We start from the raw sequence: 13,313 nt of genomic DNA, 5'->3' as shown, positions 1-13,313 counted from the left end.
GGAAAGGTCTTTACAACAATGTCTATCTTCCTGAATTCCGATTCGAAGATCATCGTCCAGGGCATCACCGGCGGAGAGGGTTCGAAGCACACCGCCCGCATGCTTGCCGCCGGATCGAACGTCGTCGGCGGTGTCAACGCCCGCAAGGCCGGCACCACCGTGAAGCACAACGACCAGGCCGGCAACGAGATCGAGCTCCCCGTCTTCGGTTCCGTCGCCGAAGCGATGGAAGCCACCGGTGCCGACGTGTCGGTGGCCTTCGTGCCGCCGGCGTTCTCCAAGGACGCCGCGATCGAGGCCATCGACGCCAAGATCGGCCTGCTCGTCATCATCACCGAGGGCATCCCGGTGCAGGACTCCGCAGAGGTCTGGGCCCGTGCGCAGGCGGCCGGAAACGCCACCCGCATCATTGGACCCAACTGCCCCGGCATCATCACTCCCGGTGAGTCGCTGGCCGGCATCATCCCGGCCAACATCACGAAGAAGGGCAAGCTGGGCCTCGTCTCGAAGTCCGGCACGCTGACCTACCAGATGATGTACGAACTGCGTGACCTCGGCTTCTCGACGGCCATCGGCATCGGCGGAGACCCGGTCATCGGCACCACGCACATCGATGCGCTCGAAGCATTCGAGGCCGACCCGGAGACCGAAGCCATCGTCATGATCGGCGAGATCGGCGGAGACGCCGAAGAGCGCGCCGCCGCCTTCATCAAGGAGAACGTGACGAAGCCGGTCGTCGGCTACGTCGCAGGCTTCACCGCTCCCGAGGGCAAGACCATGGGCCACGCCGGCGCCATCGTCTCCGGCTCCTCGGGAACCGCTCAGGCCAAGAAGGAAGCCCTCGAAGCTGCAGGTGTCAAGGTCGGCAAGACCCCGACCGAGACCGCCGAGCTCATGCGCGGACTCCTCGGCTGAGTCGAGCACTCCCGCATCGGGTGAGCGCCTGACCGGCACTCATCCGAACCAGACCGCGGCCCGCCTCCACACTCGGAGGCGGGCCGCAGTGCGTTCCCGGAACGCGCGGACCGCTGTGCCAGGTTCCCGGGGAAGGTCTAGTCTGAGAATGTGAACTCCCAGACATCTCATCAGACAGCGCAGTCGACGAACCCCGCGGACATCCTCCCCGACACCGGCACCGCCGCCCCACCTGTCGACACCAGCCCCGAGGCGCACCCTCGCAACTTCGGCTCCGACAACTGGGCCGGAGTCCACCCCGAGGTCATCGCCGCCATCGCCGAGGCCAACGTCGGCCACACTCCCGGCTACGGCGGAGATCCCTGGACACAGCGCTTCCACGACATCATGGCCCACCACTTCGGGCCCGAGGCCCAGGCGTTCCCCGTCTTCAACGGCACCGGCGCCAATGTTCTTGCCCTGCAGTCGGCGCTGCCGCGCTGGGCCGCGGTGATCACAGCCGCCTCGGCGCATATCAACTACGACGAGACCGGCGCCCCGGAGAAGGTCGGCGGACTCAAGATCGTCGGCGTCGCGACCGAGAACGGCAAACTCACCCCCGAGACCATCAAGGGCGCGATCATCGGCCGCGGCCACGAACACAATGCGCAGCCGTTGGCCGTGAGCATCTCCCAGTCCACCGAATGGGGCACGACCTACACCCCGGACGAGATCGCCGCGATCGCGGCCACCGCTCATGAGCTCGACATGATCGTCCACGTCGACGGCTCCCGGCTGGGCAACGCCGCCGCCCACCTCGGCGTCGGCCTCGGCGACATCACGACCGCGGTCGGAGTCGACATCATCAGCCTGGGCGGGACGAAGAACGGCCTGCTCGGCGCAGAGGCGGTCGTCGTCCTCAACCCCGACATCGGCCACGGAATGCGCTTCCTGCGCAAGATGAATCTGCAGCTGGCCTCGAAGATGCGCTTCCTCTCCGCACAACTCAACGCCCTGTACGAAGGCGACCTGTGGCGGAACTCCGCCTCCCGCTCGAACGAGATGGCGCTGTATCTCGCGGACAGCCTCGCCGAGGCGGTCGCTCAGAGCCGTGTCCACGGCATCGAGATCGTGCAGAGAGTTGAGTCGAACGTCGTGTTCGTCCGGATGCCCGCCGAGGTGGCCGCCCGTGCCCGACAGACGTTCGCCTTCGCCGACTGGCCCTTGGAGAAGGACATCGTCCGCCTCATGTGCGCCTTCGACACGACGACCGAGGACGTCGACGCCCTCGTCGCCGCCATCGCAGGGGACTGATCCGACGCTCCCAGGCTGCGGAACCGTCGAGCGGCCGTGCCAGCCACGACGACTGATAACCGCCTGAACTGACAATTGACCGCAGAGAGGAACACTGAAGAAAGAAGATGAATGAAGAAAGCCCTCGTTCCTGCCCTGACGATTCTGCTCGTGCTCATCGTCGGGGTGATCGGATACATCCTCAATTCGGGTCCGGTATCGGGCGACGAAGCGGCGGATGACTGCGACGTCTCGGCCTACACCATGGGTGTGAAGTGGCAGCAGCAGAGCGCTGAGGCGATGGCACTGCAGGGACAGACCTATGAGATGGCTGCGCGTCAGCTCGACAAGGCCGTTTCCAAGGCCCCGGACGGGGAAGATCTGGCTATCATGACCGACCTCGACGAGACTGCCATCGACAATTCGAAGCTGCTGGCTCGTGATATCGCCAAGTGCCATGACTTCAGCGGCTGGGACACCTGGGACGACTGGGAGGAGAACGGGGAGCCGACAATGATCCCCGGTGCGTTGGAATTCTTCGAACATGCCGACCAGCTCGGAGTTGACATCTACTACGTCTCGGACCGGACGGAAGAGAATCGGGCGAAGAATGTCGAAGCCATTGCCAAGTTGGGCCTGCCCCAGGCCGATGACGAACACGTGATGCTGCTTGGCCCGCCGAAGGATGAACGGCGTGCGAATGTCGAGGCGAACCACACCCTGCTCATGCAGCTCGGTGACACCCTGCACGATTTCGATGGCGCATTCGCCGATGCGTCCGTCGACGAGCAGAGGAAACTGGTGGAGAAGAACCGTGCGAAGTTCGGCACCGAATGGATCGTCCTACCCAATCCGACCTACGGCGACTGGAGCGAATCCGACCTGGACGCATGGGACGCACCGGTTCGCGCTGATGACTGAAGTCGGTCGGCGAACCGACTGCGGGCCCGGCTGAACGCCGACCCAAGCAGCGATCCCATCGAAAATGCCCCGCACTGACGACAGTGCGGGGCATTCTCGTTCCAGCGAACCGGCGCGCGACTACTTCTTCCTCCGGTCGACCTTGACGGAGACGACGGGGACGTCGGAGTCGAGGATGATGCGCTGGGCCGTCGAGCCCATGATGAGCTTGCCCACGGGGGAGCGGCGGCGTGATCCGATGACGATCATGCGGGTGTCGGCGGTCGCCTCGGCCAGCGCCAGGAGCTCTTCGACGGGATCATTGCCGCGGAGGAACTGAAGGATCTCGTGGGAGACCTCGGAAGACTTCAGCGTCTCCTTGAGTTCCTCGATGTCTTTGCTGGTGGCGACGCCGCGCTCGTCGGGAGTCTCACCGATTCCGGCATTGAGCACGACGAGGACATCGTCGAATGCGCGGGCCTGTTCGATGCCGAATTCGACAGCGGCCTTGCCTTCGGGCGAGGGGGAATAACCGACGAGGATTGTCATGATCTCTCCTGGTGCGACATTGGACGAAGCTCTCTCAATTAGTAGCATATCCGCCCTGTTCGGACGGGCGGCAGCTCACTCTGCGACGAGGAAATCGGGGAGCTTCGGCTGAGATCTTCCTCACCTCGCCACAAGTGGGCCCGTCACCATCGAACGATTTCTGTTCTGTAACCGCGCGGAAATCGCGCGAAAACCTCGCGGAATCGGCCATCCGAGTGCAGATCTCAATTACCGACCGAATCGTCGGTTCCGTCGATGCGGCAGTAAGGTGACTTGGGCGCTTTTGCGCCGTGTACGAGCGAGAAAGAAGAAGCATTGACAGATCAGAATACGCATCTCGACCAGGCAGAAGCCGGTGAGACCCCAACGCAGAAGAAGTCGGAATGGCAGACGGTCAAGGCCATCATGGCGGCATCGTCGGGCAACCTCGTCGAGTGGTTCGACTTCTACATCTACGCCTTCTTCAGCGTGTACTTCGCCGATCAGTTCTTCGTTGCTGACAACCAGGCGCTGTCCCTCATGCAGGCCGCAGGCGTCTTCTTCGTCGGCTTCCTCATGCGTCCCATCGGCGGCTATATCTTCGGTCGCGCCGCCGACCGCCTCGGGCGCAAGAATTCGATGCTCATCTCCATTCTGCTCATGTGCGCCGGCTCGCTGATGATGGCGCTGCTGCCCACGAGCGCGGTCGTCGGCTCTTGGGCCGCGATCCTGCTGCTCATCGTGCGCATGATCCAGGGCCTGGCCGTCGGCGGCGAATACGGCGCCACCGCCACCTACATGTCCGAGGTCGCCACCGAGGGCAAGCGAGGCTTCTACTCCTCCTTCCAGTACGTCACCCTCATCGGTGGTCAGCTGCTGGCCAGCCTGCTGGCCGTCATCATGACCCACACTCTGGGCACCGATCAGATCGAAGCCGGCTGGTGGCGACTGCCCTTCGCCATCGGCGCCGCCGCCGCGATCGTCTCCCTGTGGCTGCGCCGCGGTCTTGAGGAGACCACCTCGGCGGACACCCGCAAGGACGAGAACTCCGGCAGCTTCCGCGAAGTGCTGCGCCACCCGCGCGCCTTCTTCGTCGTGCTCGGCATCACCAGCGTCGGATCGCTCGTCTTCTACGTCTTCACCACCTACATGCAGAAGTTCCTGCTGCTGCAGAACGAAGGCACCCCGGGTGAAGCCGTGTTCAACAAGGGCTCCATTGCCGACCTCATGACCATCTGCCTGCTCATCTTCGTCGTCATGCAGCCCATCGCCGGCAAGATCTCGGACAAGATCGGCCGCAAGAACAACATGCTCATCTTCGTCATCGGAATGATCGCGCTGCCCATCCCGCTGCTCGGCATGATCGGCAAGGCCGATTCCGTCCTCACCGCAGGGATCCTCATCGTCATCGCCATGGCGTTCATCAGCATGTACACCTCGATCTCCGGAATCGTGAAGGCCGAGATGTTCCCCGCCCACATCCGCGGAATCGGCGTCGGCTTCACCTATGCGGTCGGCAACTCGCTGTTCGGCGGCTCCGCCGAGTACGTCGCGCTGTGGTTCCGCAACGCGGGAATCGGCACCTGGTTCGCCGTCTACGTCGTCGTCATCGCGATCGTCGGCTTCGTTGCCGTGGCCTTCATGCACGACAACCGCAAACACTCGACGATCGACAACGCCGACTCCTCGGCGTACAAACGCATCGGCAGCTGATCGCTTTACTGCTGCCCCTATCGCCGAGGCGGCCCACCCTGACCGTGAACGACGAGTGCCCCGGAACGCTGAGTTCCGGGGCACTCGTCATTCATCGGCCTCCCCGCCTCGGGTGAGCCTCCTTGCCCGGTCGACCACAATCCGATGTGGGAATGGTTGGAAAAATGTTGGAATGTGATTGACGGTGTGTGAATAGAGTCCTAAGATCGATCAAACCAACAGATAGCCACGTGGCTATTCGTCCGAATCGACGATGCGCCGCGCGAAGGGAAAGGCCGGACGTGTTCGCTGAAGAACGGCAACGCCGCATCGCTGAGCTGGTCAGCGAAGCGGGCAGGGTCAATGTGACCGACCTGGCCGCCGATTTCGACATCACCACGGAAACCGTCCGACGCGACCTCGCCGCCCTCGAAAAGGCCGGAGTCCTCCAGCGCGTCCATGGGGGCGCGGTGCCGTGCCGTCCCCACAGCCTCGAAGAGCCGACCTTCGACGATCGTGAGATCCACAATCTCGATGCGAAGACCGCGATCGCCCGGTCCGCGCTGAGCCTGTTGGAGGAGACGATGAGCATTTCCGTGGACGGCGGCACGACCTGCGCGGCTTTCGCCCGTGCGATCGCCGACGAAGCCCATGGCCGCCTCGTCGCCGGACAGACGCCGCGACAGCTGCGTGTCATCACGAACTCCCTGTCCGCCATCGACAGTCTGGCCGGTGCGCCCGGCGTCGAGATCTTCGTCCTCCCCGGCCGGTTCCGCCCGGTCACGCGGGCCATGGTCGGACCACAGACGATCTCGGCCGTCGAAGGCCATCGAGTGGATCTCGCGGTGCTCGGCACCAATGGACTCAGCGGTGACGGCGTCTCCACGCCCGACCATGACGAGGCGGCGACGAAGTCGGCGTTTGTGTCCTCCGGACGCAGGGTCGCTGTGCTCGCCGACTCCGCAAAGTTCGATGCCGTCTCTCTGGTGCGATTCGCGGAACTCGACCAGATCGATGTCCTCATCACCGATGAGACGCCAGAAGAGCCGTTGTCGGCCGATCTGGAGACCGCGGAAGTCGAGGTCGTCACTCCGTGATCCTCACCCTCACAGCCAACCCCAGCCTCGACCGGACCATCGAATTGTCCGGACCGGTTCTCCGGGGCCAGGTACAGCGTGCCGTCTGGGCCGGACAGCAGCCCGGCGGCAAGGGAGTCAATGTCTCCCGTGCCGTGGCGGCCGCCGACCGTGACACCCTCGCGGTCCTGCCCGGAGACCTCGACGACCCGGTGCTCACCGGACTCGACGCGATCGGACTGGCCCATCGCTCCGTTCCCACCGGCACACCGCTGCGGTCCAATATCACTGTCACGGAACCTGACGGTACGACCACGAAGATCAACGAACCAGGTTCGCCCCTGAGTTCGCAGACTCAGAACGCACTGCTCGACCTCGTCGCCGAGCAGGCAGCCGGTGCGAGCTGGGTCGTCCTGGCCGGTTCGCTGCCTCCTGGAGTCGACGATGACTTCTACGCCCGCGCGATCGAGCGCATCCGCGAGTTGGACAGTCCGCCGCTGATCGCCGTCGACACCTCCGGTGCTCCTCTGACTGCGGCCCTGATGGCCTCACCGGATCTCATCAAACCGAACGCCGAAGAACTCGCCGAGCTCCTCAACGTCGCGGGGCTCCTGCACGCCGCCGGCATCCGCGATGATGCCAGAGCGCACAGCGACTGCGGTGCGTCCGATTCACGCGACGCCGCCGAGCCGTTCCAACCCGTCGAACCCCTCGGCACCGGCGAATTGCACATGATCGCCGACCGGCTGGAATCCTCACCGCAGCTCGCGGCCCGCGCCACATCGACCCTGCTCAACGCGCGCGGCTCCCGCCCGCGGTCGATCCTTGCGACCTTGGGCGCCGGCGGCGCAGTCCTCGCCCAGCCGGACACCGCCTGGCATGCCCAGCATCCGCCGATGGAGGTCGTGAGCACCGTGGGCGCGGGCGACTCCACCCTTGCCGGGTATCTGCTGGGTCTGACCGCCGGCCGTGAACCCGAGGCGGCCCTGGCCCGAGCCGTCGCCTACGGAGCTGCGGCCGCCCGTCTGCGCGGAACCGGGGTGCCGAGCCCGGCGGACGCCCGGACCGACGCGGTGACCCTGACGCCACTAGAGACACCCGCAGCACCGCTGGCAGGCAGTCCCACAGCACTTACAGACACGCATTCCGACGACACTTCCCACCGACATGAGGGCACAGCCCCCGAAGCCGAGGAGGCACGATGACTTCGCTCATCACAACAGACCTGGTGGTCCTCGACGCGGATCAGGGGACGGAGTCGTCCGCTGTCATCCGCGCCCTGGCCGCCACGATCTCCGAACAGGGCCGCGCGAACTCCGCAGACGGATTGGCGGCCGCGGCGATCGCCCGCGAAGAGAAGACCCCGACAGGCGTTCCCGGCGGTATCGCCATCCCGCACGCTCGCACCGAGGCGGTCACCGAACCCAGCCTCGCAATGGCCCGCCTGAACCCGCCGGTCGACTTCGGTGCCAAGGACGGCCCCGCCGACCTCGTGTTCATGATCGCCGCCCCGGAGGGCGCCGGGAAGGACCACCTCAAGCTCCTGTCGAAACTCGCGCGGTCGCTGGTGAAGAAGGACTTCGTCGCCTCCCTGCGCGCGGCGACGACCGAGCAGGAAGTCGTCGACCTCGTCGAAACCGCCCTCGGCCGGCGAGAGACGACCGAAGAGCAGACCGGCACCGAGGCGGCCCCCACCGGCGCATCCACCGCCGGTGCCGCCGCATCCACCGCCGGTGCCGCCGCATCCACCGCCGGTGCCGCCGCATCCACCGCCGGTGCCGCTGCTGCCCCCACCGAAACCGCCGCATCCTCGGCCGAGCGCCTCCGCCGCGTCGTCGCCGTCACGGCCTGCCCGACGGGAATCGCCCACACCTATATGGCCGCCGACGCCCTCGCCCAGGCCGGGTCCGAGATGGGCATCGACGTCGTTACCGAAACACAGGGATCGAGCGGCACGACCCCGATCGACCAGTCCGTCATCGATGCCGCCGACGCCGTCGTCTTCGCCGTCGACGTCGATGTCCGCGACAAGGCCCGCTTCGCCGGCAAACCCTATGTGCAGGTGCCGGTCAAGGCGGGAATCGATGATCCGCAGGGCCTCATCACGAAAGCCCTCGCCGAGGCGGACGCCCCCAACGGCCGCAGGCTGGCCGCCGCTCACGCCGCCGCCGACGAATCGTCCTCGGCAGGAAACTCTCGCGAAAGCATCGGCGCCCACCTCAAACGCGTGCTGCTGACCGGTGTCAGCTACATGATCCCCTTCGTCGCCGCCGGCGGACTGCTCATGGCACTGGGGTTCCTCCTCGGCGGATTCGACATCCCCGACTACGCCGAGGACATCGTCCTGGGCAACTCCCTGTGGAACCTGCCCACCGAATACGGTGACCTGGCACTCGGACCCGTCGGCGCCTACCTGGGCGCCGTGGCCTTCCAGATCGGCAACCTGTCGATGAGCTTCCTCGTCGCCGCCCTGGCCGGATACATCGCCTACGGCATCGCCGACCGCCCCGGAATCGCTCCCGGCTTCACCGTCGGCGCCGTCGCCGTGCTCATGGGCGCCGGGTTCATCGGAGGCATCATCGGCGGACTCCTCGCCGGCTATATCGCCCACTGGATCGGCTCCTTCGACGCACCGAGGTGGCTGCGCGGACTCATGCCCGTCGTCATCATCCCGCTGGTCGCCTCCCTCGTCTCCTCCGGCCTGATGTTCATGGTCCTCGGCGGACCGATCAGCGCCCTGACCAAGGGCCTCGACAGCTGGCTGAGCTCGATGACCGGAGCCGCCGCCGTTGTCCTCGGGCTCATCCTCGGCGCCATGATGGCCATCGACCTGGGCGGCCCCGTCAACAAGGTCGCGTACTCCTTCGCCGTCGCCGGCCTCGCCGCCGGCTCCGTCGACAACCCCGTGCCGTGGGAGATCATGGCCACGGTGATGGCCGCCGGCATGGTTCCGCCCCTGGCCATGGCACTGGCCACCGCCGTCCGCCCGCGCATCTTCTCTCAAGCTGAGAAGGAGAACGGAAAGGCCGCTTGGCTGCTCGGCGCCGCGTTCATCTCCGAAGGCGCGATCCCCTTCGCCGCCTCCGATCCGCTGCGCGTGATCCCCGCGTCGGTCGTCGGTGCCAGCGTCACGGGCGGGATGACGATGGCCTTCTCCGTCACCAGCCAGGCCCCACACGGCGGAGTGTTCGTCTTCTTCGCCATCGACTCGTTCCTGCTGTTCCTGCTCTCCGTCGTCGTCGGCACGCTCATCAGCGCCGTGTTGGTGCTCGCGCTCAAGATCTTCGTCCGCAAGGGCGGGAAGGCAGGCTTCGCCGAGGCGGCCGACCGGTCCGCATCGGCGACGACTGCAGCCGCGTCGACCGGTCCGACCACCGGATCCGGTTCGGCCGGTGAGGCTGAGCAGGCCGAACCGGTATCGTCGAACGCTGACGCCACACGAGTCTGACCGCTCTCACCGAAGAGGCAAGACAGGAAGGAATGGGGATGTCCGCAGAGTTCTCAGGCATCGGAGTCGTACCCGGACGGGTCATCGCCCCGGCGCTGACCATGCCCGACCCCGTGTCCGCACCCGTGGCGAAGCCGGCTCCGGCCGATCCCGAGGCGGAGGCGAACAGGATCCGTGAGGCCTCGGCCGCCGTCCACGCCGAACTGCGTGAGCGAGCCGAATCCGTCACCGGAGACGCCCGTGACGTGCTCAAAGCCACGGCACTCATGGCCAAGGACCCGACCTTGGTGAAGACGGCGATCAAACGCCTGTCCGAGACCGACGCGGAGACCGCGATCTGGACGGTGGCCGCCGAGACCGCCGCGCAGCTGGAGAAGCTCGGCGGCTATATGGCCGAACGCGCAGCCGACGTCCTCGATGTCCGTGCCCGCCTCGTCGCCCATCTGCGCGGAGTGCCCGCACCCGGGATTCCACACGCGGCCGAGCCCTTCGTGCTCATCGCCACGGATCTCGCTCCCGCCGACACCGCGACACTCGAACCGGAGCTGGTCCTCGGACTCGTCTGCGCAGAGGGCGGACCGCAGAGCCATACGGCCATCCTCGCCAGGTCGCTGGGCATTCCCGCCGTGGTGGCGGCCTCCGGCGTCCGCGACATCACCGACGGCACACCGGTCTTCCTCGATGGCGGTACCGGCGTCCTGCGCACCGAACCCGGTGCGACGGAGACCGGCCTCGTCGAGGCGTGGACGGAGACAGCCGGTCGGCTGCAGTCATTCACCGGACCCTGTCTCCTGAGCGACGGCACACGGATTCCGCTGCGTGCGAATGTCGGAGACGGCGCTCAAGCACGGGCAGCGGCGGCCGCCGGTGCCGAAGGCGTCGGTCTGCTGCGCACCGAGTTCTGCTTCCTCGATCGCGACACCGAACCCAGCGTCGAAGAACAGGCCGAAGCCTACGGGCAGGTATTCGCGGCCTTCGACGATCACAAGGTCGTCGTGCGCACCCTCGACGCCGGAGCCGACAAACCTCTGCCGTTCCTCACCGACTCCGATGAACCGAACCCGGCCCTGGGTGTACGTGGCTTCCGGACCAGCCGCAGGGCTCAGGGCGTCCTCGAACGTCAGCTCGAGGCAATCGCGCTGGCCGCTTCGAAGCATGCGGTGACCGTCCACGTCATGGCTCCGATGATCGCCACCGCAGACGAGGCCCGGCAGTTCTCCGAACTCGTCCATGCGGCAGGACTCCCCACTGCCGGTGTCATGGTCGAGGTTCCCTCAGCAGCGTTGCAGGCGGCCACGATCCTCGAGGAAGTCGAGTTCGCGTCCATCGGCACGAACGATCTCACCCAGTACGTCATGGCCTCCGACCGCATGCTCGGCGGTCTGGCCGAGCTCAGCGACTCGTGGCAGCCGGCAGTCCTGCAGCTCATCGGCATGGCCGCAGCCCAAGGTGCTGCGGCGGAGAAGTCGGTGGGCGTGTGCGGAGAGGCTGCGGCCGATCCGGCATTGGCCGTCGTGCTCGTCGGCCTCGGAGTCACCAGCCTGTCCATGGCGCCCCGAGCACTGCCTGCCGTCGCCGAGGTGCTGTCCGGTGTCACCCGGGACCAGGCGCAGCAGATCGCCCGCAGCGCACTTGCGGCACGCAGCCCGAGCGAGGCGAAGGCCGCAGTCCGAGCCGAGCTGCCGATCCTCGACGAGCTCGGCCTGTGAGTCCCGCCGTCGGGGGAGTGACCCCATGACATACTCAGCACCACCACAGACACCACCAACAGAAAATGCCGAAACACCGGGCAGGCCGAACCACGGCCGGTCTGACAAGGAAGGACAACTCATGGCAGAGACCATCGCAACAGTCGGAAGCACCGTCGGCCTGCACGCCCGTCCAGCAGCACTGCTGGCCGAGGCCGCCGCAGACTATGACCTCGAGATCACCATCGCCCTGGAGGGCGAACCGGCCGAAGACGCCCTCGATGCGGCCAGCGTGCTCTCCCTCATGGGCCTCGGCGCGGAATACGGCCAGAAGGTCGTTCTGCGCGCCGAGGGTGACGGAGCCGACGAAGCACTGGCCAACCTCAAGCAGCTCATCGAGACCGACCACGACGCCGAAGGCTGAGCGGCGCTCTGCCGAGGAGGCGGCGACCGGTCCGCTCGGTTTAGACTGATCGAATGTCCGCCTCCCTGCTGCCTCCTGACTCTGCCGCCGCCCTTCGCAGTCGGGATCTGCTGGCGGTATTCCCTCAGCTGAGCGACTTGCCCGGTCTGCCGCAGGCGCGGACGCTCATCGACTACGTCATCGGTCGCCGCTGCGGAGCCCTCGACGTCTCGGGCCGAGACAACGAAGGCACATTCGTCGCCGCCGAACTCTCAGCCGAGGTCCCCGAGAACCTCATCCTCGTCGACGATGCGCACGGTCTGCAGGCGACCCTGCTCAGCCGTCTGACGCAGGTATGCACATACAACGATCGGCTCGATGAGGCACGGACATTGGCTGAGGCGGTCGAGTCCCTGGCCGGAGACGGCGAATCCGCCGGAGAGGTCGTCACCGAGGCGGCCCCCGTGCTGGCGGTGAGCGAGCTCAGTGAGATCGCGGGACTGGCCGAACTCGGTGTGGGGGAGACGTGGGCCGTCGTCAACGCTCCGAAGGCGATGAATGCGCTCACCGAGACGATCGCGGTGCTGCAGCCATTCGTGAGCACCATCATCGTCATCGGCCGCAGCGATGCGATGAGCCGCGGCGTCAACAAAGAGCTTGCCCGCGGCTTCGGCCGAGTCGATGTCTCGCCCGGAGTCGGCAAGCACCGGATGATCATCGGCAGCCGCCCCCTGTCCTCGCCGAGCCTGCCGGAATTCCCGCGCCGCGGGGTGATCACCCATCGCGGTGTCGGTGAGCTCGAAGTCCGCGCACATGGGGCCTGCTTCTCCGGGACGAAGAGCGATGAGGGCTCGGAGCTGCTCATCGACTCACTGCTGGGACTGCTCGACGACGAAGCGCCGGAATCCGTGCTCGACCTCGGCTGCGGCAACGGCTGGCTGCTCACAGCAGCGATGCGAGCCTCGGGTGCGAATACGGGACTCGGCATCGACGTGTCGAAGGCGGCGGTCGCCTCGGCGAGGGCCACAGCGGAGGCGAACGGAGTTGGAATCGACGTCATCCTCGGCGATGCCGCGGACTCGGAGGAGCCGGCGCTCGCGGGACTGGGTGAATTCGACCTCATCCTGCTCAATCCGCCGTTCCATCAGGGGACGGCCATCGAGACCGAGACGGCCGCGGCGCTCATGGCCGCGGCCGCCGAGCATCTGGCTCCGGGCGGGCAGGTGCTCACGGTGTTCAATTCGCACCTGCGCTACCGGGATCGTCTCGAATCGATCATCGGACCGAGTCGGCAGCTGGCCCGGAACAAGAAGTTCACGGTCATCGCCAGCCGCCGCGACTGAGATCTCTCAGCAGCTGTGCGATCGGGTCGGCTGGCGGCCGTCCCGATC

At 66.3% G+C, this 13,313-nt stretch carries 11 protein-coding genes; 10 read left to right on the top strand and 1 reads right to left on the bottom strand.

Annotation, left to right across the window (positions count from 1 at the left end; genetic code table 11):
* Positions 1–18 precede the first annotated feature (18 nt).
* From sucD to ACSBQT_RS05705, 3 genes are all read left to right on the top strand, one after another.
* Complete coding sequence (sucD, locus tag ACSBQT_RS05715) at positions 19–915, top strand: succinate--CoA ligase subunit alpha (protein WP_435001088.1); 897 nt, start codon at positions 19–21, stop codon at positions 913–915.
* A 150-nt stretch (positions 916–1,065) separates the two neighbouring features.
* Positions 1,066–2,208, top strand: coding sequence for a threonine aldolase family protein (locus tag ACSBQT_RS05710; RefSeq protein WP_435001087.1), 1,143 nt, complete (start codon positions 1,066–1,068; stop codon positions 2,206–2,208).
* A 111-nt stretch (positions 2,209–2,319) separates the two neighbouring features.
* Positions 2,320–3,108: a 5'-nucleotidase, lipoprotein e(P4) family gene (locus tag ACSBQT_RS05705; RefSeq protein ID WP_410711084.1), complete on the top strand. Its 789-nt coding sequence runs from the start codon at positions 2,320–2,322 to the stop codon at positions 3,106–3,108.
* A 120-nt stretch (positions 3,109–3,228) separates the two neighbouring features.
* Here ACSBQT_RS05705 and ACSBQT_RS05700 read toward each other — a convergent pair whose 3' ends face one another.
* Entirely contained in the window at positions 3,229–3,636 is a 408-nt protein-coding gene (locus ACSBQT_RS05700; RefSeq protein WP_410711085.1) for a universal stress protein, read from the bottom strand.
* Positions 3,637–3,951: 315 nt separating this feature from the next.
* Here ACSBQT_RS05700 and ACSBQT_RS05695 point away from each other — a divergent pair, with 315 nt between their 5' ends.
* From ACSBQT_RS05695 to ACSBQT_RS05665, 7 genes are all read left to right on the top strand, one after another.
* Positions 3,952–5,328: an MFS transporter gene (locus ACSBQT_RS05695; RefSeq protein ID WP_410711086.1), complete on the top strand. Its 1,377-nt coding sequence runs from the start codon at positions 3,952–3,954 to the stop codon at positions 5,326–5,328.
* Between the two features lie 281 nt (positions 5,329–5,609).
* Positions 5,610–6,404 (top strand): DeoR/GlpR family DNA-binding transcription regulator, encoded by a 795-nt coding sequence (locus ACSBQT_RS05690; RefSeq protein WP_410711087.1) that lies wholly within the window; start codon positions 5,610–5,612, stop codon positions 6,402–6,404.
* The gene (locus ACSBQT_RS05685; protein WP_435001085.1) at positions 6,401–7,588 is read left to right on the top strand and encodes a 1-phosphofructokinase family hexose kinase; all 1,188 of its coding nucleotides are present in this window, start codon (positions 6,401–6,403) and stop codon (positions 7,586–7,588) included. Before ACSBQT_RS05690 ends, ACSBQT_RS05685 begins: the two co-directional genes overlap by 4 nt.
* Positions 7,585–9,831: a PTS fructose transporter subunit IIABC gene (locus tag ACSBQT_RS05680; RefSeq protein ID WP_435001083.1), complete on the top strand. Its 2,247-nt coding sequence runs from the start codon at positions 7,585–7,587 to the stop codon at positions 9,829–9,831. The genes ACSBQT_RS05685 and ACSBQT_RS05680 overlap by 4 nt, the downstream gene beginning before the upstream one ends.
* Positions 9,832–9,869: 38 nt before the next feature.
* Entirely contained in the window at positions 9,870–11,540 is a 1,671-nt protein-coding gene (ptsP, locus tag ACSBQT_RS05675; protein ID WP_435001081.1) for a phosphoenolpyruvate--protein phosphotransferase, read from the top strand.
* Positions 11,541–11,661: 121 nt separating this feature from the next.
* Positions 11,662–11,943, top strand: a complete 282-nt coding sequence (locus tag ACSBQT_RS05670; protein WP_135808719.1) for an HPr family phosphocarrier protein — start codon at positions 11,662–11,664, stop codon at positions 11,941–11,943.
* Positions 11,944–11,996: 53 nt separating this feature from the next.
* Positions 11,997–13,265, top strand: coding sequence for a class I SAM-dependent methyltransferase (locus tag ACSBQT_RS05665; protein WP_435001079.1), 1,269 nt, complete (start codon positions 11,997–11,999; stop codon positions 13,263–13,265).
* The last annotated feature ends 48 nt before the right edge of the window (positions 13,266–13,313 follow it).

The sequence above is a fragment of the Brevibacterium sp. H602 genome (genome assembly GCF_051172395.1).
Classification (GTDB): domain Bacteria; phylum Actinomycetota; class Actinomycetes; order Actinomycetales; family Brevibacteriaceae; genus Brevibacterium.
Note: the sequence above shows the minus strand (reverse complement) of the source record. Positions and strands in the feature narration are given on the sequence as shown.

Coding starts and splice junctions, on each gene's coding strand:
- ACSBQT_RS05705 (WP_410711084.1), top strand. CDS start 2,320: ATGAAGAAAGCCCTCGTTCCTGCCCTGACGATTCTGCTCGTGCTCATC.
- ACSBQT_RS05670 (WP_135808719.1), top strand. CDS start 11,662: ATGGCAGAGACCATCGCAACAGTCGGAAGCACCGTCGGCCTGCACGCC.
- ACSBQT_RS05700 (WP_410711085.1), bottom strand. CDS start 3,636: ATGACAATCCTCGTCGGTTATTCCCCCTCGCCCGAAGGCAAGGCCGCT.
- ACSBQT_RS05680 (WP_435001083.1), top strand. CDS start 7,585: ATGACTTCGCTCATCACAACAGACCTGGTGGTCCTCGACGCGGATCAG.
- ACSBQT_RS05665 (WP_435001079.1), top strand. CDS start 11,997: ATGTCCGCCTCCCTGCTGCCTCCTGACTCTGCCGCCGCCCTTCGCAGT.
- ptsP (WP_435001081.1), top strand. CDS start 9,870: ATGTCCGCAGAGTTCTCAGGCATCGGAGTCGTACCCGGACGGGTCATC.
- sucD (WP_435001088.1), top strand. CDS start 19: ATGTCTATCTTCCTGAATTCCGATTCGAAGATCATCGTCCAGGGCATC.